Origin of the sequence: Arthrobacter sp. RCC_34 (assembly GCF_041360795.1) — a bacterium.
Lineage (GTDB): Bacteria > Actinomycetota > Actinomycetes > Actinomycetales > Micrococcaceae > Arthrobacter_E.
The window spans coordinates 539,344-559,166 of the sequence record NZ_JBFUPW010000002.1 but is presented as its reverse complement, the minus strand read 5'-3'; the positions used below and the strand labels follow the sequence as shown (position 1 = coordinate 559,166).

Below are 19,823 nucleotides of genomic sequence, written 5' to 3'. Positions count from 1 at the left end.
GCGCAGCCCCGCACAGGGCTAAAGTTCCCAGTGGAGCACCTCCTGCGGAACGGTCGCAATAACCCGTAACGGGGAGGCGCCTGCACACCTACCTCGACGTAGAAGGACACCGAACCGTGGACCTGTTTGAATACCAGGCTCGCGACATGTTTGAGGCGCACGGCGTTCCCGTGCTCGCTGGCATCGTCGCGACCACCCCTGAAGAAGCCAAGGCCGCAGCTGAGAAGATCGGCGGCGTCACCGTCGTCAAGGCACAGGTCAAGATCGGCGGCCGCGGTAAGGCTGGCGGTGTGAAGGTGGCGAAGACCGCAGATGAGGCGTTCGAATACGCCGACAACATCCTGGGCATGGACATCAAGGGCCACACGGTCAAGAAGGTCATGATCGCTCAGGGCGCCGACATCGCCGAGGAGTTCTACTTCTCCGTGCTGCTGGACCGCGCCAACCGCAACTACCTCGCCATGTGCTCCGTCGAGGGTGGCATGGAGATCGAGCAGCTCGCCGTCGAGCGGCCCGAAGCTCTGGCCAAGGTCGCCGTCGACCCGGCCGTGGGAATCGACCAGGCCAAGGCTGACGAGATCGTTGCCGCCGCAGGTTTCGCCGAGGACCTCCGCGAGAAGGTCGCCGCCGTCCTCATCAAGCTGTGGGACGTCTTCAAGGGTGAGGACGCCACGCTGGTGGAGGTCAACCCGCTGGTCCGCACCGGCGCAGGCGACATCCTCGCCCTGGACGGCAAGGTCTCCCTCGACGAGAACGCCGGCTTCCGCCACCCGGGTCACGAGGACCTCGAGGACAAGGATGCCGCGGATCCCCTCGAAGCCAAGGCCAAGGCCGCTGACCTCAACTACGTCAAGCTCGACGGCGAGGTCGGCGTGATCGGCAACGGCGCGGGTCTCGTCATGTCCACCCTGGACGTCGTCGCCTACGCGGGCGAGAACCACGGCGGCGTCAAGCCCGCCAACTTCCTCGACATCGGAGGCGGCGCCTCCGCCGAGGTCATGGCCGCCGGTCTGGACGTCATCCTGGGTGACGAGCAGGTCAAGAGCGTGTTCGTGAACGTCTTCGGTGGCATCACCGCCTGTGACGCCGTGGCCAAGGGCATCGTCGGCGCACTCGCCGAGCTCGGCTCCTCCGCCAACAAGCCGCTCGTGGTCCGCCTGGACGGCAACAACGTGGAGGAAGGCCGTCGTATCCTCAACGAGGCCAACCACCCGCTGGTCACCCTCGCCGCCACCATGGACGAGGGCGCCGACAAGGCCGCCGAGCTCGCCAACGCCCGCTAAGCCCGGATAACAGAGGTAAAAACATGTCTATCTACCTGAACAAGGACTCCAAGGTCATCGTCCAGGGCATCACCGGCGGCGAAGGCACCAAGCACACCGCCCTGATGCTCAAGGCCGGCACCAACGTCGTCGGCGGCGTGAACGCCCGCAAGGCCGGCACCACCGTGCGTCACAACGCTGCCGACGGTTCCGCCGTCGAGCTCCCCGTGTACGGCACCGTCAAGGAAGCCATCGCCGAGACCGGCGCTGACGTCTCGATCGTCTTCGTGCCGCCGGCATTCACCAAGGCCGCCGTGGTCGAGGCCATCGAGGCTGAGATCGGCCTCGTCGTCGTCATCACCGAAGGCGTGCCCGTGCAGGATTCCGCCGAGTTCTGGGCCCTGGCTCAGTCCAAGGTCGACGCCGACGGCAAGCAGATCACCCGCATCATCGGCCCGAACTGCCCCGGCATCATCACCCCGGGTGAGTCCCTCGTGGGCATCACCCCGGCGAACATCACGGGCAAGGGCCCGATCGGTCTGGTCTCCAAGTCCGGCACCCTGACCTACCAGATGATGTTCGAGCTGCGCGACCTGGGCTTCTCCACCGCCATCGGCATCGGCGGTGACCCGGTCATCGGCACCACCCACATCGACGCCCTGGCCGCGTTCGAGGCTGACCCGGAGACCAAGGCCATCGTCATGATCGGTGAGATCGGTGGCGACGCCGAGGAGCGTGCCGCCGACTTCATCAAGGCCAACGTCACCAAGCCGGTCGTCGGCTACGTGGCAGGCTTCACCGCTCCCGAGGGCAAGACCATGGGCCACGCCGGCGCCATCGTCTCCGGCTCTGCGGGCACCGCTCAGGCCAAGAAGGAGGCCCTCGAGGCCGCCGGTGTGAAGGTCGGCAAGACGCCGTCCGAGACCGCCGCGCTGCTCCGCGAGGTCTACTCGGCTCTCTGAGTCTGAACCGCAGCCATCGGCTGCTCCGTACGATGTCGTTTTCCCGGGTTTTCCGGGGATTCCGGCATCGTAGGGAGCAGCCGATGGTGTTTTAAGCGACTTCCTGCAACCGCGCGGCGTCTTCGAGCGCGAGGTCCGCGTTGACTGCGGCGCCCGCCTGCACGCCGGCGGCCGAGGACGCCGAGACCATCGCCATCAGATTCTGCGCGTTGCCCGCGGCCCAGACTCCGGGGACCGGCGTCCGGCCCGTGGGGTCGGCGGGGATGAAGCGGCCCATGGGGTGCTCCTCGGGATCGCCGCCGAGCTGCTCGTAGAGCTCCGTGCGGGCGACGAACGACGGCGCGACCGCCACCGCGTCCAGCTCCAGGCTGGTGCCGTCGGCCAGGAGGGCGGCCCGCACCTGGGCCCCGTCCAGGCTCAGGGCGGTCACTGGAGCGGACGCCAGGGGAACCCCGAGGGCCGCGAGCAGCGCGGCGTCCTCTCCCGGCTCCCACGCGGCGCCGGCGGCGCCCTCGGACTGCGAGGTCCAGCCGGGGAGGATCGTGACGTCGTCGCTCAGCTGGCGGAACAGCAGTGCCTGGTGTGCGGCGCGGGCATCGCTCGCCAGGATGCCGATCCGCCGGTCCCGCACCTCCCAGCCGTGGCAATAGGGGCAGTGGAGGACGGAATGTCCCCAGCCGTCGCGGACCCCTTGGACCTCGGGCAGCATGTCGACGAGGCCGGTGGCCAGGATGAGCCGGCGCGCGTGGACGGCGATGGCGCCCTGCCGATCCGCCGCGTCGACCGTGAGGCGGAACCCGCCGTCGTCGTGGACGGCGGTGCGGGCGGCGCCGTTCAGGAAGGCGACCCCGTAGGTGGACGCCTCCGAACGGCCCCGGGCGAGGAGTTCGGCGGGCGCGATGCCCTCGAGCCCCAGCACGTTGTGGGCTCCCTCGGCGGGGGCGTTCCGTGGCTCGCCGGCGTCGATCACGAGCACGGAGCGGCGGGAGCGGCCGAGGGCGATGGCGGCTCCGAGCCCGGCGGGCCCGCCTCCGATGACAGCGACGTCGTAGGGTGTGGTGGTCATGTGGTCCTCCTTGAGATTCCTGTGAACGATTCTCATCTAGCCGCGCCAAACTGGCAATGGAGCTTGCTGAAGTGGCAAACTCATTCCATGGCTTCCTCCCAGGACACTCACGATTCCGAGCTGAACTCCCTCCTGGCCGCAGTCGGTCCGCGACTCCGCGCGATCCGGGAGGCCCGGAGCCTCACGCTCGGCGAGCTCTCGGGTCTCACGGGGACCTCGGTCAGCACCTTGTCCCGGCTCGAGTCCGGCGGCCGCAAGCCGACGCTTGAGCTGCTGTATCCACTCGCCCGCGCCTACCGGGTGCCGCTCGACGAGCTGGTGGGCGCACCGGCGGTGGGCGATCCCCGCGTCCACATCAAGCCGATCAGCAGGTACGGCCAGACCCTCCTCCCGCTCAGCCGCGGCGACAGCGGGATGCGCGCGTACAAGCACGTCCTCCACGGGAAGTCCACGCCCGAGGATCCACAGCCGAAGGTGCACCCCGGGCATGAATGGCTGTACGTCCTCGCGGGGGAGCTGCGGCTCGTCCTCGGCAACCAGGAGTACCGGCTCGGCCCGGGCGAGGCGGCCGAATTCGACACCACCACGCCCCACTGGTTCGGCGCCGCCGGACCGGTCGCCACGGAGTTCCTGGGCATTTTCAGTCCGGCCGGGGAGAAGGTGCACGTCAGCGAGTTCTGAGCCGGGTGCCGGGCTCCGCGGCTCTGGACACCCCCGGCGGACCCGCTAGGCTGGCGCTGACATCACACCGCGTCGGCAGGGGGACACCATGAACCGGTCAGTGAACATCGCGATCCGCACGGCCCGGGCGGTGACGGCGCTGCTGTTCGCCGCCGTCGTGCCGCTTCTTGCCGGGGCGCTGCCCGCACACGCAGACGGCGTGACCAGCCTCGAGATAGAAGACACGGCGGGTGCTCTCTACCTCCCGCAGCTCCGACCGGCGATCGAGAAGATCTCCTTCTACCAGCCCACCAAAGTCGTGATCTTCACGCGGGCCGGCAGCCAGTCGGACGATCTCAACGAGGAGGTGCTTCGTTTCGCGCGCTCCCGCCACCCCGAGTGGATCACCGCGGATGGGCAGAAGTGGGCCGACGGCCTCTTCGTCTTCGCGCTCGACACCACCGGCCGCCACGTGGGCACGTACTTCGGGGAGGACCGCAAGATCCCCCTGGACGAGCAGAAGGCGATCCAGGAGGACACGAAGTCGCTCTTCCGTGAGGCCCAGTGGACCGACGGCACCATCGAGGGTGTCCGGTCCGCCGCCTCCCGGATCGGGCGGCCCTGGTACCTGGCGCCCGCCACACTGTGGACGGGTGGGATCATCGGAGGCGGGGCGCTGGTGGGCGGCGGCATCTGGGTGGGCGTCCGCGCCAACAACCGGCGCAAGTTCGCCGAGGCGTTCGACGCCGGTGACCGCGCCTATGCCTCGGTCACCCTCCAGCTCCAGGAGACGGAGCTGAATGCGTCGACCATCCCGGACACCTCCGCATACGGGTCCCGCGTGCTCGAACGCTGGCACACCCTGGAGGAGCAACTACGCGACACCACGTCGCTCCGGGACAAGCTCGCGGCCATGACTCCGAAAGAGCGGTCCGTCTCCACGGCCGTCACGGATGCCGTTCGCTTCCGGGACCAGGCGGAGACCCTGGACGGTCTCGACGATGCGATCGCCGATTCCAACGCGCTTCTCAACCTCAATTCGAGCTGGCGGGACGCGTGGCGCCGGCAGTCCGAGGCCCTCGCGGGGGAGCTGTCCGAGGTGGAACAGATGCTCAACGGGAATCCCACCGGGGCCGGCCTCGAATCCGCCGCGGCGCTCCGCGCGCATGCCGCGGGTGCGCTGCAACGGCTCTCCGGGCTGGAAGCCGGACTGGACGACCGCAGCGTCACCCCGGACGCGGCCCTGGACGCGCTCAAGTCCGAGCGCGAGCAGATGGCGGACCTGCTCCAGCGGCATGCCGATGCGGTGATCGCGGCCAGCACCCGTTCCGAGCGTGAGGCCGAACTCATGCGGGAGAAGATCGACGCCGCGTCCGCGTCCCGGCCTGACACCCGGCGCTACAACGGGAGCATCGTGGACATCGCCTTCCCGCGGGTCCCGATCATCTCGGTGATCAACTTCGGCAGCGGCCTCGACGCCGGTCAGCAGGCCGTGGACTCGGCTCGCAGCGCCGCCTCGTCGTCATCCTCCAGCAGCAGCACGGGCTACGGCTCGAGCGGTGGGAGCTTCTCGGGCTCGGGCAGCTCCTCAAGCTTCTGAGGTTGAGGTGCCGCGATTCCCAGTGACGCCCCAGCCAGCGGCAAGGCGCGTCCCATGTTGCTCGGCCACAGTAGTGACTACGGAACGGAAGCGCCGGACCGTGGACGAAGCGAGAGGGGACGGTGACGCCGATCGACGGAGGCCCTTTACTACCCGAAACCCGTTGTCAGCCCCGGAGGCGGCGTGCTGTGGTCACAAGCAGACCGCGCCAGCCCGGGGCCGACGGCGTTAAGGGGCTCGGCCGCGTGGTCAGAGGGTGACCGGGCGGTCCAGATGGGTCGGGGCGAACATGCGCAGCGTGGTGTCCACGACGACGACGTTCGGCCCCTCCGCCTCGAGGGCCTCCCGCAGTGCCTGCTTGACGTCCTCCGCGGCGACACGGCGGGCCGGCACTCCGAACGACTCGGCGAGGGCGACGAAATCGGGCCGGGTCAGCTCGGTGGCCGTGGCCTTGCCGAATGCGCCCTCCATGTACTCGCGCAGAATGCCGTAGCCGCCGTCGTCCACGATCAGCCACGTCACGGGCGCGTCATGCTGCCGGGCTGTGGCGAGCTCGGAGATCGAGTACATCGACGACCCGTCGCCGGAGACGGCCAGGACGCGCTCGCCGAGCCCGACGGACCCGCCGATCGCAGCCCCGTAGGCCCACCCGATCCCGCCGGCCCCCTGGGCGGAATGGAACTGGCCCGAGCGGGCGTCCCAGCAGCTCCAGCCCCAGTAGGCGGAGATGGTCATGTCCCAGAAGGTCTGCATCCCGTCGGGCACGGCCGCGCGGACAGCCGCCATGAAGTTCAGCTCGTGTTCCAGGCCCTGGGTGGCGAGCCGGTCGCGGACGGTGTCCAGGGCGGCGGCGACCACCTCGCGGGGTGAGCGGCCGTGCCAGTCGCGGGCGGCGCCGTCGCGCTCCTGCGGCTCGTGCTCCGAAAGCAGCCCGACGACGGTGGCCCGCAGCGCCGGCAGCGCCTCACCGGCGTCGGCGTGGATCCCGAGTGCGGCATGGTTGGACTCGAGCACGCGGGCTTCGGCATCGATCTGGACGAGACGCCCCCGCGGAGCCAGGGTGAAGTAATTGGACGTGACCTCGCCGAGCGACGTCCCGACGGCCAGGAGCACGTCGGCATCCTCGATGAGCTCGCTCATGTGCACGTCCTCGATCCAGGACTGCAATGAGAGGGGGTGTTCCCACGGGAAGGCGCCCTTGCCGCCCGGGGAGCAGATGACGGGGGCGTCCAGGGCTTCCGCCAGTTCCAGGAGCGCGGCTTCCGCCTGCCCGCGGCGGACGCCGCCGCCGGCGATCATGAGCGGTCGTCGGGCCGAGGTGAGAAGCCGTGCGGCCTCCTCGATCAGCTCGGCGCGGGCGGGGACCGGCAACGCCTCGGCCGCGATGTCCCGGACCGGGGGAGTGCTGACGGGTTCGAGGAGGATGTCCTGCGGGACCTCGATCCAGACCGGTCCCTGAGGCGCCGTGATGGCTTCGGTCCAGGCGTCGCGGAGGGCCGAGGGGATGGCGGAGGCGTGCTGGATGGTCCGCTGGGATTTCGTGACCTGGGAGGCGGCGAGGGCCTGATCGTCGAGCTGGTGGAGCATGCCGCGGCGTCGCGCTCCGAGACCGGCCGTGGGGATCTGGCTGGCGACGACGACCATCGGAACGCCCGTGGCGTAGGCCTCCTGCAGGCCGGCGAGGGACGTCAGGGCGCCAGGGCCGGTGGAGAGGAACAGGACGCCCGGCTGCCCGGTGGCGCGCGAGTACCCGTCCGCGGCGAAGGCGGAATTGTTCTCGATGCGGCTGGAGACGAAGTGCAAGTGGCCACGGCCCATGGCATCGAAGAGGCCCAGCGCGTGCTGGCCGGGGATGCCGAACACCGTGCGCGCGCCGAGGGCCTGCAGGGTCTCGACCACCAGGTCGCCGCCATTGCGTACTGCCGGGTGCTCTCCGGACATTTCTCCCCCTCGGGTAGCAGTTCGTGTGGGCGCGGATCGGTTCCTGCGGGCTCCGGCAGAAGGTGATCCGCGCAACACCATGCTACCTGCGAGTTTTCCAATATGCACCCGTTGTTGCTGATTGGTTGACTTTGGTTGAAGCGGAAACCTACCCTTGTGTCAGTCGTCACGCGCAGTCGTGACCCAGCGCACCACCCTTTGAGTAAGGTTCATCATGGACGGAAACATCATCAATTCGGGGATCGTGATCCTCTACCTCGTGGCCATGCTGGCCTTCGGTTTCTGGGGCAAATCCCGGACCAAGAACAACAGTGACTTCCTGGTGGCGGGCCGCCGCCTCGGTCCTCTCCTGTACACCGGAACCATGGCCGCCGTGGTCCTCGGCGGGGCGTCCACGGTCGGCGGCGTCGGCCTCGGTTACAAGTTCGGCATCTCCGGCATGTGGCTGGTGGTGGCGATCGGCGTCGGCGTGCTGCTGCTCAGCCTGCTGTTCGCGGGCATGATCCAGAAGCTCAAGATCTACACCGTGTCCCAGATGCTGACCCTGCGGTACGGCGCCCGCGCCACGCAGACTTCCGGCATCGTGATGCTGGCCTACACCCTGATGCTCTGCGCCACGTCCACGAGCGCCTACGCCACCATCTTCGTGGTGCTCTTCGGCTGGGACCGCTGGCTGGCGATCGCCATCGGCGGCGCGATCGTGCTGGTCTACTCCACCATCGGCGGCATGTGGTCCATCACCCTGGCCGACCAGGTGCAGTTCTTCATCAAGACCATCGGCGTCTTCTTCCTCATGCTGCCCTTCGCTCTCAATGCTGCCGGTGGCTGGGACGGCATCAAGCAGCGTGTGGACGACTCGTTCTTCCAGTGGGACGGCATCGGCGTGCAGACCATCATCACGTACTTCGTGGTCTACACCCTCGGCCTGCTGATCGGTCAGGACATCTGGCAGCGCGTGTTCACCGCCAAGACCCCGGGCGTGGCCCGCTGGGGCGGCGCCACCGCGGGCGTCTACTGCATCCTCTACGGCCTGGCCGGCGCCGTGATCGGCATGGCCGCCCACGTGGCGCTGCCGAACATCGACGTCAAGAACCTCGGCAAGGACGTGGTCTACGCCGAGGTAGCCACCCACATCCTCCCGGTCGCCATCGGCGGCCTGGTCCTCGCGGCCGCCGTGGCCGCCATGATGTCCACCGCGTCCGGCGCGCTGATCGCGGCCGCCACGGTGGCGCGCACCGACGTGGCGCCGTTCGTCGCGAGCTGGTTCGGCCGCAACGTGGCCGTGGAGCACGACAAGAACCCTGAGGAGGACGTCAAGGAGAACCGTCTCTGGGTTCTGGGCCTCGGCGTCGTGGCGATCATCCTCGCCATCCTGGTCAAGGACGTCGTGGCGGCCCTCACCATCGCCTACGACATCCTGGTGGGCGGCCTGCTGGTCGCGATCCTGGGCGGCCTGGTGTGGAAGCGCGGCACCGGGATGGGCGCCGCGGTCTCCATGGCCGTCGGCACCGTGGTCACCCTCGGCACCATGATCATCCTCGAGATCAATGCCAAGGTCCCGCTCGACGGCGTCTACGCCAACGAGCCGATCTACTACGGCCTGATCTCCTCCGCCGTGGTCTACGTCGTGGTCTCGTTCCTGACTCCTCGCACGGATGCCAAGGTCATCGAAGCGTGGAACGCCCGCCTGGCCGGCGCGAGCACCGAGGAAGAGCCGGCGATCGCGGCGCACTGACGACGCCTACCGTGTCACTGTCCAGAGCTGGACGGTGACGCGCGACGCCGACTCCCGGAGAAGGTTTCCGGCGCCGGGTTGCGGCGCGAAGGAGTACGGCGGACGAAAGCCGCCCTGGTCACTGACCGGGGCGGCTTTCGCCGTTTCCGGCGGCAGGATGCCAGGGGTGCGATGAAGGCGCGGATGGTCCGCGGTCTGCCGCTTCGGCGGGTAGGAAGACTAGCTAGCTACGAGGTTCGTGTCGCGCTCTCCGCCTTATCGCGAACCATGGTGAGTGACACACGGTGGAGAGGTCCGGGAAAATTACGACTAGCTAGACAAGCGAGCTATGTGTTAGCGTGATGCGCAAGATCCGACCTGCCACTGGCTGGGGAGGAAGGGTCGAGGTTCCCCCGCCCGCGGGCGGTTGTATTTCTTGAGTTGCACACTTCAGAGAATTCGGGAGAGCGAGATGGAAAGCTACCAGAGCCTGGTCGCCAGGGCCTCTGCCAATGCGGCGAAGGCGCACCCTGCGCTGGCCGATGCGAGTGTCAGGGTCGAGGAGGACTCCGACGGGCTCGTGCTGCATGCCGTGTACACGATGACCGGCACTGCCAACCCAGTGGCCGTGATGGCCCTCGTCGAGGACCGGCTCATTCCGGACATGGAGAAGCTGCTCGATGCCGGCTTCGTCCAGCGCCACGTCCGCTTCGCTGTCGAAGCCGCGACTGACGCACACCACGCGGATCACCGGTCGGGCGCTCAGCCCGCCCTGGTCACCGCCTGACACTCTTCACCGACACACTGTTCAGCACTATTTGAGGAGGAAATCATGGGATTTCTCGGTTGGATCATTCTGGGCCTGATCGCAGGCGCCATCGCTAAGGCCATCACCCCCGGTGAGCACGGCGGCGGCTGGCTCTCGACACTCATCCTGGGTGTCGTCGGCGCACTGGTCGGCGGGTGGATCGGATCCGCCCTGTTCCATGAAGGCGTCAACAGCTTCTGGTCCCTCGGGTCCTGGCTGCTCGCGATCGGCGGCGCCGTGCTCGTCCTGGTCATCTGGGGGGCTCTGACCCGCAAGAGCCGGGCCTGAGGCTCGTCCTCAGTGCCCTCTCCAGAGGGCACGCCATCGTTTTCTGCATCCACGGAAAGGACGAACATCATGAGTTTCACGGACAAGGCAAAGAACGCTGCCGATCAGGCGGTCGGCAAGGCCAAGGAAGTCATCGGCGAGGCGACGGACAACCACAAGCTGGAGGCTGAAGGCAAGCTTCAGCAGGCCAAGGGTGACGTCAAGCAGGCCGGCGAGGACGTCAAGGACGCCTTCAAGGGCAAGTGACCTCGGCTGATTGACCCTGCGTCGTCGGGGCCGGCATCGACTCACACCTTCGTGAGGGTGCCGGCCCCGGCGGTTCCCCGGGGACGGAGTTCCCCCGGTGGGGCGCGGCCCGGACCGGAAGGTTTTCCGGCCGGCCCGCCATCCCATTCCACCCGAAGCCGTCACACGGTGCCGGTCGGTGGTTTCGAAGTAGAACTCGACGTCGAAAAGGCTGATCTTTCGATGGCACTCGAACTGATCGAAAAGCACTGGCGGGAAAGCGATCATCACGATCAGGCGCTTTCCGCCCTCCATCTCCTCCGCGAGTTCACCGTCGTCGTGGAGCAGGCCCGCGAAGATCTCCGTGCGGAACTGAGGGTGAACTCCACCGATCTTGCGGCGCTGCGCTTTCTGCTCGCGGAAACCGGTTCGCGCCCGGTCACCGCCAGCATGATCGAGAAACACCTCGGTCTTTCGTCCGCGTCCAGCACCACCCTCGTGGCGCGTCTGGAAAAGGCGGGCTACCTCCTCCGTGAACCGGACTCCCGGGACCGCCGATTCAACATCCTGCATCCGACGGAGCGTGCCCGGACGCTGGTCCACTCCATCGTCGACTACCAGGCCGAGGCCCTCACCGCCGTCGCGCGGTCTTTCGACGGCGAGGATCTCGCCGTCATCGAGGATTTCCTCACGGAGAGCATCGAGGCGTTGCGCGAATCCCGCCGGGCGAACGCGGAACGTCCTCAGTACCCGCGGTAGGACTCCCAGAGCAGCGCGAGACATCCGAGCACGATCGCCGCGCACACGCCGAAGTTGATCCACTTGTACTGCAGGAACACTGCGACGAACTCCCGCAGGAATGCGCTGGGGACGAAGTAGGCTGCGGTCCGGGCGCCCCGGACCTCGGCCTTCATCCCGGCCCTCCGGGTGAACATGGCCGCCCGGAACACGTGATAGCTGCTGGTGGTCACGGTGATCACCGGATTCGGCCGGGTCATGAGTGCCCGGGAGTACTCCAGGTTCTGCATGGTGGTCCGCGCGCGGGTCTCAGCGATGATGTCCCCGGACGGGACACCGGCTTCGCGCAGGTATTCGGCCATGGCCTCCCCTTCGCTCCGTGGTTCATCGGGGCCCTGGCCGCCACTCGGGATCAGTGTCGGGCGTGACCCCTCCGGGGCGTTCCGGTGGATCTGCACGGCCTTGTCCAGGCGTCCCGCCAGCAAGGGCGGGACCTTTCCGTCGATGAGCCCGGATCCCAGGATGATCACGTAGTCAGGATGCTTCCGGCTCGTGGTCCGGGCGTAGATGAAGGAGTAGAGCAGGAACGCGCAGAAGACGAAGCCCACATAGGCGACCAGCATGAACAGGAGGAACGGCACCGCCGAGAGCCACAGGGGAGAGCCGAGCCGTTCGGTGGCCTTGTTGAAGAATCCGAGCAGGAATGGAGCGCCGAGGACCACGAGGCCCAGGGCCAGGGAGAGCAGATTGGCGAGGCTTCGCCCTTCACGCTGGAGCATCACCACGCCGTTGATGGTCAGGAAGACACCCAGCACCGGCACGGCCAGGATCGCGAGCAGCACGACGATCAGCAGCAGCCACGCGGTGTCGTCATTCCGGCCCAGGCTCAGCAGTGCGAAGCCCAGTGCAAGGAGCAGGAAGACGCCGTTCCTCATGCGGCGGCGGTCCCGCCAGGTGCTCACCGCTGCGGCCAGTGCGAACACGATGGCGAGCACCGTGGTGATGTTCTCCAGGATCACCCTGGTGATGTTGTCCATGCATTCCTCCCGCAGGTAACTCTACGCAGAGGTCCGTATGGGCGGCGTCGGTGCGGAGCGTATGTGGGCAAAGACGCACCCTCCGCCTGTGTGCCGGGGGAGGGTGCGCCGTCGTCGGTCAGGGGAGGGGTCAGCCGATCGTGGCCCCGAACAGCAGCCCCAGAAAGTAGGTCGCCCCGGCCGCGCCGAGTCCGATCAACAGCTGGCGCAGCGCGCGGCTGAGAGGCGAGGTGCCGGAGAGCAACCCCACGACCGCGCCGGTGCCGAGCAGCACCAGGCCCACCAGGACCACGGCCAGAGCCAGAGCGCCGAAACCGCTCATGCCGAAGAGGAACGGAAGGATCGGGATCAGGGCGCCGGATGCGAAGAAGCAGAAACTGGACGAGGCGGCTCCCCAGGCGGTGCCGATCTCCTCATGCTCGTTCGTGGTTTCAGGGGCCTCGGGCTGCAAGGACAGGCTCGGGTCGCAGTCGCAGGTGAAACGGCCCATCCGTTCCGCGGCGCGGTGTTCGGCGGCCTCCCGGCTCATGCCGCGCGCCAGGTACACCAGGACGAGCTCGTTGTGTTCCAGATCGAGACGAGGGGCTGCGTCGAGCGTGATCTGCGTGGGGCGGCTGGCCTCCAGGAGCTCACGCTGCGAACGGACCGAGACGTATTCGCCCGCGCCCATCGAGAGGGCGCCGGCCAGCAGGCCTGCGACGCCGCTGAACAGGACCACCTGGCTGTCGACGCCGGTCGCGGCCATGCCCATGACGAGGGAGAGGTTGCTGACCAGGCCGTCGTTCGCCCCGAACACCGCGGCGCGGAACGTTCCCGACAGGCGGGCGCGGCCGCGGGTCGCGAGGCCTCGCACGACCTCTTCATGGATCTGCTCGTCGGCGGCCATGGCGGGCGTCGCATGCGGATCGGTCGCGTAGGGGGAACGGCCTTCGGCCCGCTGCGCCAGTGCCAGGACGAACACGGAGCCGAAGTTCCGGGCCAAAAAGCCCAGGAAGCGGCTGTTGAGGGAAGCATGGCGGGACTTGTCCGCCTGGTCGCCGAGCAGCGTGAGCCAGTGGGCTTCATGCCGGCCTTCGGCTTCGGCGAGGGCCAGGAGGATGGCCTTCTCCTCCCCTTCCCGGCGGGCGGCCAGATCGCGGTATACGGAGGCTTCGGCGCGTTCGTCCGCAAGGTACTGCTGCCAGCGCCGGATTTCGGCGGGCGAGGCCTGAGGGGTGTTCATGGGATCCTGCTCCTGAGGTGTGGTCGGAGGTGGCGCCCCATTGCGCAGCCCTCACTGTAGCGCGAAATTCCGCGGATTTTCGGACGGTTCACCGACGCTTCCGGTTTCGGTGGACCGCAATCCAGACAGTGGCAGCAGGCTGAAGTGGAGCTCCCGTCCGTCCCGCCGCCCCGCGGTCGCGACGCGGACCGTCAGCACGCCGTCGTGCTCCCAGGCTGGACGCCGGACCGCCCGGTTCAGCGCGTCGATCAGCTGATGCGGCTGCGCGCAGAAGTAGTGGTGGTCGGCGCCGTGGAGGAATAGAGTGACGCGGCCGCTCTGGAGGTCGACGGCAGGCAGGACGGTGACGGACATGAAAATCCTTGCGTGTGCTCTTGCCCCGCCAGGAGAACGGGGCCGCTTCTGCATCCGAGCCACCCGTGAACATGGGGTTGGCGGGTGGCCAGTCGGAGCTTGGCGCCACCTCTCGTGAAGCTGACTACACTGTAGCCGACGACGGCGGAGCGCGGCAGGGATCATCGGCTCGCGGACGGCCCTGTGACGCGGTGTTGAGCTGGGGAGACTCCGACGGGAACGGAACCGAGTTGAGGTGCAGGCATAACTTGATCCCTGGTACTAAACTCGCTTCCAGAAGCAGCCCAACGTGACCGGGAACACTTCCGTGCCCAACTCGTGGAACCCCCACCTCGAGCGGCGCCCGTGAATGAAAGGCCATCATGAAAGCCCTCCCCATCGAGCCGAGCAACGCGCCGATCAATATCGGGTCGCGGATCCGCGCGGCCCGCAAGGCTCAGCGCATGACAATCGAGCAGGTGGCCGACGTGACCGGTCTGACCAAGGGTTTCCTGTCCCGCGTGGAACGCGATCTCACCTCCCCGTCCGTAGCATCCCTGGTGACGCTCTGCCAGGTGCTCTCGGTCGACATCGGCGACCTGTTCGCGGCGACCGATGTGGCCCTGACCCGCGCGGACGAAGCGCCCAAGATCTCCTTCGGTGGTGACGGGATCATCGAGACCTTGCTCACCGCCCGTTCCGAACGGCGAGTGCAGTTGCTGAGGGGTGTCATCGAGCCCGGGGGCAAGGGCGAGTCGGAGCTGTACTCCGTGGACTGCGATGTGGACGTGCTGCATGTGGTCCGGGGCCGGATCGTGCTGATCCTCTCCAATGAACGCTACGAACTCTCCGCCGGGGACACCCTGAGCTTCCCTGGCCGTGAACCCCACACTTGGCTGAACCCGACCGACGAGGAAGTCGAGGTCCTCTGGGTCCTGGTCCCCGCCGCCGCGGCGTAGGGGTTTCGGGCGGAGGGCGAGGCTGGGACGGGAGCGCTCGCTGAAGAGTCGTTCTGTGCGGTGAACCCGCGAGGCCGGGGGTGGTGGTCCCTGAACTCGCTTTGGCGGCTCCGGACTATTGCTGAACTCGCTGAGGAGGGGTTGATCTCGCTGCCCTCGACAGCGAGATCAACCCCTCCTCAGCGAGTTCAGCGCGAAAACGCGAGGTGGAGCCGGGCGATGGCGAGTTCACGGGTGCGGTGGCGTCACCTAGCTGCGTAGCGCCGACGTGATCCTGCGACGGACTTCGCCAGATCGTTCCAGATCCGTCCATGTCAGCCTCACGAACCGCCAGCCGAGTTCCATCAAGTGTCGCTCGCGGAGCCGTTCTTCGTAGAGGGCCCGATCCGTTGGCGTCGACCCGAAGTACTTCACTTCGCCGTCGAACTCCACGGCCACCAATTCCTCAGGCCAGGCGAAGTCGAGGAATCGCCGCCCCAGGGGCGTCTGTACCTCCCATTGCGGAATCGGTGCCGGAAGGTTTTCGAGATGGAACAGGAGCCGCGCCCGGGATTCCGCCACGGATTCACTCCGCGGGTCGGAGAGCTCCACTACTCGTCGAGCGTTCACGACCCCTCGGTATCCGGCCATCCCGTCCAGCATTCTCAGCAGCAGGCCACGGTCTGCTCCAAGACCCAGCGCTTGATCCGCCAGGACGATCGCGTCTTCGAGGGGCATGATCCGTGCGCAGTCGATGATGGTGCGTTCCAGCGTGGTGCAACGGATCCCGGCGATGTCCTCGATGTGTTCCTCCGGCAGTCGGACGACATGGGTCCGGACCCCGGCGCCGAGGCGTCGTAGGCACGGATTGCTGGCGCAGGAAACATGGATGACGCTGCTATCGCGGAGGAATCTCAAACCCCTGAGCCGCGCCGCCGAGGTGTGGCTGTACACATAGGCGGCGCCGGGTCTGGTCGCGGACCGGTGCGCATGTGCCTGAAGCGTCTGATCAGCGATTTCACACGGCCCGGGCGATGGAGCAGCACGTCTCCGCGCGAAGAGGCCGGGGCGCAGTCGGGCGAGGTCCCCAGTGGTGAGCAGCCGGTGTCGCGCGGTGCGTCCAATACCGAGGTGTTCAAGCTCCGCAGTGGTCCAGTGATCCTGGTCTGGTGGCAGCCAGGGGATGGCGGGGAGAGGTGTCATGTCCCCATCCTCCGGAGTCCAGTCCGCAGTCTCGTGAACCCGGAGGGCCATGTGGATGACTGGCGGCCCGGTCTTTCCCCAAGCACGGGAGAACACGGCGAACTCGCTAAGGAGGGTTTGAGATCGCTACCGGCTGTAGCGATCTCAAACCCTCCTTAGCGAGTTCAGCGTTCGGGGTGGGTGAACCAGCAAGTGCAGCGGTCCGGGCGGCCCTCAACCAGGCACCTCACGCACCCCCCGCCTCACCCCACGTGGACCCAGGGCCTCCGGGTGATGTCGGGCTCGGCTTCGCGCAGGACTTCCCGGGTCACGGGTGCGATCTCGCCTTCGCCGAAGAAGAGGTACTTCAGGAGGTTGGAGATCGGGTTGCCCTCGGTCCAGCGGAAGTAGATGTGCGGCATGAGACCCGTGACGTCGCGCAGGTGCAGGAGCACCGCCGCGAGCGTGTTCGGGACGTTGCCGCTGTGGACCTCCAGCACGCGGTAACCGTGCCGGATCTTGCCCTGGACGAGCAGCTCCTCCTCGAAGTCGGAGCTGTCCTCCACCACCACCTCAACGAACATGGCGTCCGTGCCGGGCAGGTGGCTGGCCAGCTGGGCGTGCTTGAACTTGGTGATGTACCGCTGGGCGGCCGTGGACTTGGGCTCGTGGGCGATGAGCCGGATGGGCCCCTCTTCCTCCGACGCCAGGAACTGCAGGGCCTGTTCATCGAGCTTGATGGTGGTGGCCCGGAGCTCGAACGACCGCCGGACCCGGGACGCGAAGCTCACCACGAGGATGCCCAGGATGAAGACGGCGGCGATCTTGATGCCGTCCGGGCGTTCGACCATGTTCGCGATCGTCGTGTACACGAAGACCGTGGCCACGAGACCGAACGCCATCATGGTCTTCTTCTGGCCGGCCGAGCGGGCGGCGAGCGTCACGGCGACGGAGGCCGAGGTGATCAGCACCAGCACGCCGGTGGCGTACGCGCCGCCCTGGGCGTCGACGTCGGCGTCGAAGATCACGGTGATGACGAACGCGACCACGGTGAACACGAGGACCAGCGGCCGGATGGCGCGCGCCCAGGCGGGTGCCATGCCGTAGCGCGGCAGGTAGCGGGGGACGAGGTTCAGGAGTCCCGCCATGGCCGAGGCTCCGGCGAACCAGAGGATGGCGATCGTGGCGATGTCGTACACGGTGCCGAAGCCGTCGCCCAGGTATTGGTGGGCCAGGAAGGCCAGGGCGCGGCCGTTCGCCTTCCCACCCGGCTGGAACTCCTGGGCCGGGATGAGGATGACGGTGGACAGCGAACTCGTCACCAGGAACGCTGACATGATGATGGCGCTGGTGGTGAGGAGCTTGTGGGCGCCGCGGATCCTGCCGGCGGGGTTCTCCTCGGTGTCGCCTTGTGCGCCGCGGATCTGCGGCATGACGGCGACGCCTGTCTCGAACCCGGACAGGCCCAGGGCGAGCTTCGGGAACACGAGGACGGCCAGGGCGATCATCATGACCGGGTTGCCGTGCTGCTGATTGAGGGCGGTCCACCAGTCGCCGACGAGGACGGGTGAGGTGAAGACGTGCACCAGCGAGACGAAGACCACCACGAGGTTCAGGGCCAGGAAGGCGGCGACCAGCACCACTGCCACCTTGATGGCCTCGGAGAAGCCGCGCAGGAACACGATGCCCAGCCCGGCCAGCAGAGCCAGGGTGATCACGAGTTCCTGACCGTGCAGGAACTCGGGCGCGAAGGGGTTGTGCGTGAGGTGCGCGGAGGCGTCGGCCGCGGAGAGCGTCATGGTGATCATGAAGTCGGTGGCGGCAAACCCGAGGAGCGCGAGCACCACGAGTTTGCCGCCCCAACGGGGGAGGAGGCGCTCAAGCATGGCGATGGAGCCCTCGCCGCGAGGGCTCTCCTTCGCCACGCGCCGGTACACGGGGAGCGCACCGGCCAGGGTGACCACCACCAGGATGATGGTGGCCAGGGGGGAGAGCAGTCCTGCAGCGAGCGCGGCGATCGCCGGTTGGTAACCCAGAGTGGAGAAGTAATCGACGCCGGTCAGGCACATCACCTGCCACCAGGTCTTCCGGTGGTGCTGGTCGGCCAGGCCGTGGGGGCCGGTCTGCTTTCCAGCGCCTTCGGCGGTCTCCGCCATCAGCCACTCCCGGAGCGTGGTGCGCTTGCGGGGGTCGGAAGGATCCGCGGGTACGCGGGTGAGCGTGGTCACGAGATCTCCTGTGATGGTGGAACCGTTCGCTGTGGACGCTTTCACGCTAGGCCCGGCCCGGTGCCCTTGGCGGGGATCTTTATGAATCCTTTACGCCTGTCCTGACGGCACGGTGCGGAAGGATGCGCGACGACGGCGGACCGGCCTCGGCGAGTGTGGACACCTGGGGAGGCGGGGCACGGCGGCGCCTCTCGCGTGGAGCGCTCCGGCTCTGAGGTCTATGTAAACAGCTGTTGCATAAAAGAAAACAATGTCCTTATGATGGTGATCACAGACCCGCCCTCTCGGGGGTCGTTCAATGGAGAGTGAAGGACGGATATGGAAGAGCTCCGCATCGAAGCCAATGGCAATCTGGGTCCCATCGACTCCTCCCGGATCCCGCGCTACGCAGGGGCTGCGACGTTCGCCCGCCTCCCGCGCCTGGATCAGGTGGAGAAGGCCGACGTCACGGTGGTCGGCGTCCCCTTCGACACGGGTGTCTCCTACCGTCCGGGAGCCCGTTTCGGCGCCAACCACGTTCGTGAGGCCAGCCGCCTGCTCCGCCCGTACAACCCTGCCTGGGACGTCAGCCCGTTCGAGAACGTCCAGGTGGCCGACGCCGGTGACATGGCGGTCAACCCGTTCAACATCAACGAGGCCATCGAGACTATCCAGCAGAACGCGCTGGACCTGACGGCCGACGGCAGCAAGCTCGTCACCCTGGGTGGCGACCACACCATCGCCCTGCCGCTGCTGCGTGCCGCTGCCGAGCGCGCCGGTGAGCCGATCGCCATGCTGCACTTCGACGCTCACCTGGACACCTGGGACACGTACTTCGGCGCCGAGTACACCCACGGCACCCCGTTCCGCCGCGCGGTCGAGGAAGGCATCCTGGACACCGAGGCGATCAGCCACATCGGCACCCGCGGCCCGCTCTACGGCAAGAAGGACCTCGACGACGACCACCGTTTCGGCTTCGGCATCGTCACCTCCGCCGACGTGTACTACCAGGGTGTGCTCGAGACCGTGGAGAAGGTCCGTGACCGCATCGGCCGCCGCCCGCTGTACATCTCCATCGACATCGACGTGCTGGACCCGGCTCACGCGCCGGGCACCGGCACCCCTGAGGCCGGCGGCATCACGAGCCGCGAGCTCCTCGAGATCATCCGCGGCTTCCGCGGCATGAACCTCGTGGGCGCCGACGTCGTCGAGATCGCTCCGGCGTACGACCATGCGGAGATCACCGGTGTGTCCGGCAGCCACGTGGCCTACGAGCTCGTCACCCTCATGGCCGATTCCGCCATGGAAGGCGACCGCTTCGGCGCCCCGAACGGCTACGCGGCGCAGGCCCTCGGTCAGACGGATCACCGTCCGGCCGGCTTCAACGCCTGAGCGGCCTCCGTGCGCCGTCGGGATTCGGGCGTCAGGACCTGACTGACGCGATCCTCTGAAAGTCCGCGTCATCCAGCAGCGCCCCGGGAAACCGGGGCGCTGCCGCGTTTAAGTCCTGGACGGAGGAGCTCGCTCATTTCTGCAAGAACCGCTTCGGAACTCTGGTCTGGAAGCGCCGGAGAGCTTAGCCTGAAGGCATGTCCACAGGGTGAGTTCTCATGATACGGTTGCCTCCCGCAACCAACAGG

General features: G+C 67.5%; 18 protein-coding genes and 1 riboswitch. Of the genes, 11 read left to right on the top strand and 7 right to left on the bottom strand.

Features of this window, described 5'->3' with window-relative positions:
- Positions 1-116 precede the first annotated feature (116 nt).
- Both sucC and sucD read left to right on the top strand, forming a co-directional pair.
- Positions 117-1,283: an ADP-forming succinate--CoA ligase subunit beta gene (gene sucC, locus AB6732_RS11250; protein WP_307496075.1), complete on the top strand. Its 1,167-nt coding sequence runs from the start codon at positions 117-119 to the stop codon at positions 1,281-1,283.
- Between the two features lie 23 nt (positions 1,284-1,306).
- Positions 1,307-2,224 (top strand): succinate--CoA ligase subunit alpha, encoded by a 918-nt coding sequence (sucD, locus tag AB6732_RS11245; RefSeq protein WP_208188095.1) that lies wholly within the window; start codon positions 1,307-1,309, stop codon positions 2,222-2,224.
- A 91-nt stretch (positions 2,225-2,315) separates the two neighbouring features.
- Here the strand turns inward: sucD and AB6732_RS11240 are convergent, their stop codons facing one another.
- Positions 2,316-3,290: an NAD(P)/FAD-dependent oxidoreductase gene (locus AB6732_RS11240; RefSeq protein ID WP_370960033.1), complete on the bottom strand. Its 975-nt coding sequence runs from the start codon at positions 3,288-3,290 to the stop codon at positions 2,316-2,318.
- Between the two features lie 87 nt (positions 3,291-3,377).
- Here AB6732_RS11240 and AB6732_RS11235 point away from each other — a divergent pair, with 87 nt between their 5' ends.
- On the top strand, positions 3,378-3,971 hold the full coding sequence (locus AB6732_RS11235; RefSeq protein WP_370960032.1) for a helix-turn-helix domain-containing protein: 594 nt from the start codon (positions 3,378-3,380) through the stop codon (positions 3,969-3,971).
- A gap of 88 nt (positions 3,972-4,059) precedes the next feature.
- The gene (locus tag AB6732_RS11230; protein ID WP_370960031.1) at positions 4,060-5,550 is read left to right on the top strand and encodes a DUF5129 domain-containing protein; all 1,491 of its coding nucleotides are present in this window, start codon (positions 4,060-4,062) and stop codon (positions 5,548-5,550) included.
- A gap of 249 nt (positions 5,551-5,799) precedes the next feature.
- On the opposite strand, the gene AB6732_RS11225 is transcribed toward AB6732_RS11230, so the two are convergent.
- On the bottom strand, positions 5,800-7,491 hold the full coding sequence (locus AB6732_RS11225; RefSeq protein ID WP_370960030.1) for a thiamine pyrophosphate-binding protein: 1,692 nt from the start codon (positions 7,489-7,491) through the stop codon (positions 5,800-5,802).
- Positions 7,492-7,705: 214 nt separating this feature from the next.
- Between AB6732_RS11225 and AB6732_RS11220 the strand changes: the two genes are divergently transcribed.
- The 5 genes from AB6732_RS11220 to AB6732_RS11200 all read left to right on the top strand — a co-directional run bounded on the left by AB6732_RS11220 (position 7,706) and on the right by AB6732_RS11200 (position 11,285).
- The gene (locus tag AB6732_RS11220; protein ID WP_370960029.1) at positions 7,706-9,226 is read left to right on the top strand and encodes a sodium:solute symporter; all 1,521 of its coding nucleotides are present in this window, start codon (positions 7,706-7,708) and stop codon (positions 9,224-9,226) included.
- Between the two features lie 451 nt (positions 9,227-9,677).
- Positions 9,678-9,992: a hypothetical protein gene (locus AB6732_RS11215; RefSeq protein WP_370960028.1), complete on the top strand. Its 315-nt coding sequence runs from the start codon at positions 9,678-9,680 to the stop codon at positions 9,990-9,992.
- Between the two features lie 45 nt (positions 9,993-10,037).
- A complete protein-coding gene (locus tag AB6732_RS11210) occupies positions 10,038-10,301 on the top strand; it encodes a GlsB/YeaQ/YmgE family stress response membrane protein (RefSeq protein WP_370960027.1) in 264 nt (87 codons plus the stop codon).
- Between the two features lie 69 nt (positions 10,302-10,370).
- A complete protein-coding gene (locus AB6732_RS11205; protein ID WP_208188102.1) occupies positions 10,371-10,547 on the top strand; it encodes a CsbD family protein in 177 nt (58 codons plus the stop codon).
- A gap of 222 nt (positions 10,548-10,769) precedes the next feature.
- Entirely contained in the window at positions 10,770-11,285 is a 516-nt protein-coding gene (locus AB6732_RS11200; RefSeq protein WP_370960026.1) for a MarR family winged helix-turn-helix transcriptional regulator, read from the top strand.
- On the opposite strand, the gene AB6732_RS11195 is transcribed toward AB6732_RS11200, so the two are convergent.
- From AB6732_RS11195 to AB6732_RS11185, 3 genes are all read right to left on the bottom strand, one after another.
- Complete coding sequence (locus AB6732_RS11195) at positions 11,270-12,301, bottom strand: YdcF family protein (RefSeq protein ID WP_370960025.1); 1,032 nt, start codon at positions 12,299-12,301, stop codon at positions 11,270-11,272. The two genes, AB6732_RS11200 and AB6732_RS11195, sit on opposite strands and share 16 nt — an antisense overlap.
- A 130-nt stretch (positions 12,302-12,431) precedes the next feature.
- A complete protein-coding gene (locus AB6732_RS11190) occupies positions 12,432-13,523 on the bottom strand; it encodes a VIT1/CCC1 transporter family protein (RefSeq protein WP_370960024.1) in 1,092 nt (363 codons plus the stop codon).
- Positions 13,524-13,574: 51 nt separating this feature from the next.
- Positions 13,575-13,877, bottom strand: coding sequence for a hypothetical protein (locus tag AB6732_RS11185; protein WP_370960023.1), 303 nt, complete (start codon positions 13,875-13,877; stop codon positions 13,575-13,577).
- 11 nt (positions 13,878-13,888) lie between these two features.
- Positions 13,889-13,997: riboswitch (SAM riboswitch) on the bottom strand.
- Between the two features lie 242 nt (positions 13,998-14,239).
- Between AB6732_RS11185 and AB6732_RS11180 the strand changes: the two genes are divergently transcribed.
- Entirely contained in the window at positions 14,240-14,815 is a 576-nt protein-coding gene (locus AB6732_RS11180) for a helix-turn-helix domain-containing protein (RefSeq protein WP_370960022.1), read from the top strand.
- 249 nt (positions 14,816-15,064) lie between these two features.
- On the opposite strand, the gene AB6732_RS11175 is transcribed toward AB6732_RS11180, so the two are convergent.
- Complete coding sequence (locus AB6732_RS11175) at positions 15,065-15,712, bottom strand: hypothetical protein (RefSeq protein WP_370960021.1); 648 nt, start codon at positions 15,710-15,712, stop codon at positions 15,065-15,067.
- Positions 15,713-16,239: 527 nt separating this feature from the next.
- Positions 16,240-18,204: an amino acid transporter gene (locus AB6732_RS11170; protein ID WP_370960020.1), complete on the bottom strand. Its 1,965-nt coding sequence runs from the start codon at positions 18,202-18,204 to the stop codon at positions 16,240-16,242.
- Positions 18,205-18,522: 318 nt separating this feature from the next.
- On the opposite strand from AB6732_RS11170, the gene speB reads away from it, so the two are divergent.
- Positions 18,523-19,575, top strand: coding sequence for an agmatinase (gene speB, locus AB6732_RS11165; protein WP_370960019.1), 1,053 nt, complete (start codon positions 18,523-18,525; stop codon positions 19,573-19,575).
- Positions 19,576-19,823: the final 248 nt, after the last annotated feature.

Bases quoted from the DNA above. Each gene is read 5' to 3' on its own strand.
- AB6732_RS11240 (WP_370960033.1), bottom strand. From the start codon at position 3,290: ATGACCACCACACCCTACGACGTCGCTGTCATCGGAGGCGGGCCCGCC.
- sucD (WP_208188095.1), top strand. From the start codon at position 1,307: ATGTCTATCTACCTGAACAAGGACTCCAAGGTCATCGTCCAGGGCATC.
- AB6732_RS11190 (WP_370960024.1), bottom strand. From the start codon at position 13,523: ATGAACACCCCTCAGGCCTCGCCCGCCGAAATCCGGCGCTGGCAGCAG.
- AB6732_RS11205 (WP_208188102.1), top strand. From the start codon at position 10,371: ATGAGTTTCACGGACAAGGCAAAGAACGCTGCCGATCAGGCGGTCGGC.
- AB6732_RS11200 (WP_370960026.1), top strand. From the start codon at position 10,770: ATGGCACTCGAACTGATCGAAAAGCACTGGCGGGAAAGCGATCATCAC.
- AB6732_RS11195 (WP_370960025.1), bottom strand. From the start codon at position 12,301: ATGGACAACATCACCAGGGTGATCCTGGAGAACATCACCACGGTGCTC.
- AB6732_RS11180 (WP_370960022.1), top strand. From the start codon at position 14,240: ATGAAAGCCCTCCCCATCGAGCCGAGCAACGCGCCGATCAATATCGGG.
- AB6732_RS11215 (WP_370960028.1), top strand. From the start codon at position 9,678: ATGGAAAGCTACCAGAGCCTGGTCGCCAGGGCCTCTGCCAATGCGGCG.
- speB (WP_370960019.1), top strand. From the start codon at position 18,523: ATGGAAGAGCTCCGCATCGAAGCCAATGGCAATCTGGGTCCCATCGAC.
- AB6732_RS11230 (WP_370960031.1), top strand. From the start codon at position 4,060: ATGAACCGGTCAGTGAACATCGCGATCCGCACGGCCCGGGCGGTGACG.
- AB6732_RS11235 (WP_370960032.1), top strand. From the start codon at position 3,378: ATGGCTTCCTCCCAGGACACTCACGATTCCGAGCTGAACTCCCTCCTG.
- AB6732_RS11220 (WP_370960029.1), top strand. From the start codon at position 7,706: ATGGACGGAAACATCATCAATTCGGGGATCGTGATCCTCTACCTCGTG.
- AB6732_RS11185 (WP_370960023.1), bottom strand. From the start codon at position 13,877: ATGTCCGTCACCGTCCTGCCTGCCGTCGACCTCCAGAGCGGCCGCGTC.
- AB6732_RS11210 (WP_370960027.1), top strand. From the start codon at position 10,038: ATGGGATTTCTCGGTTGGATCATTCTGGGCCTGATCGCAGGCGCCATC.
- AB6732_RS11225 (WP_370960030.1), bottom strand. From the start codon at position 7,491: ATGTCCGGAGAGCACCCGGCAGTACGCAATGGCGGCGACCTGGTGGTC.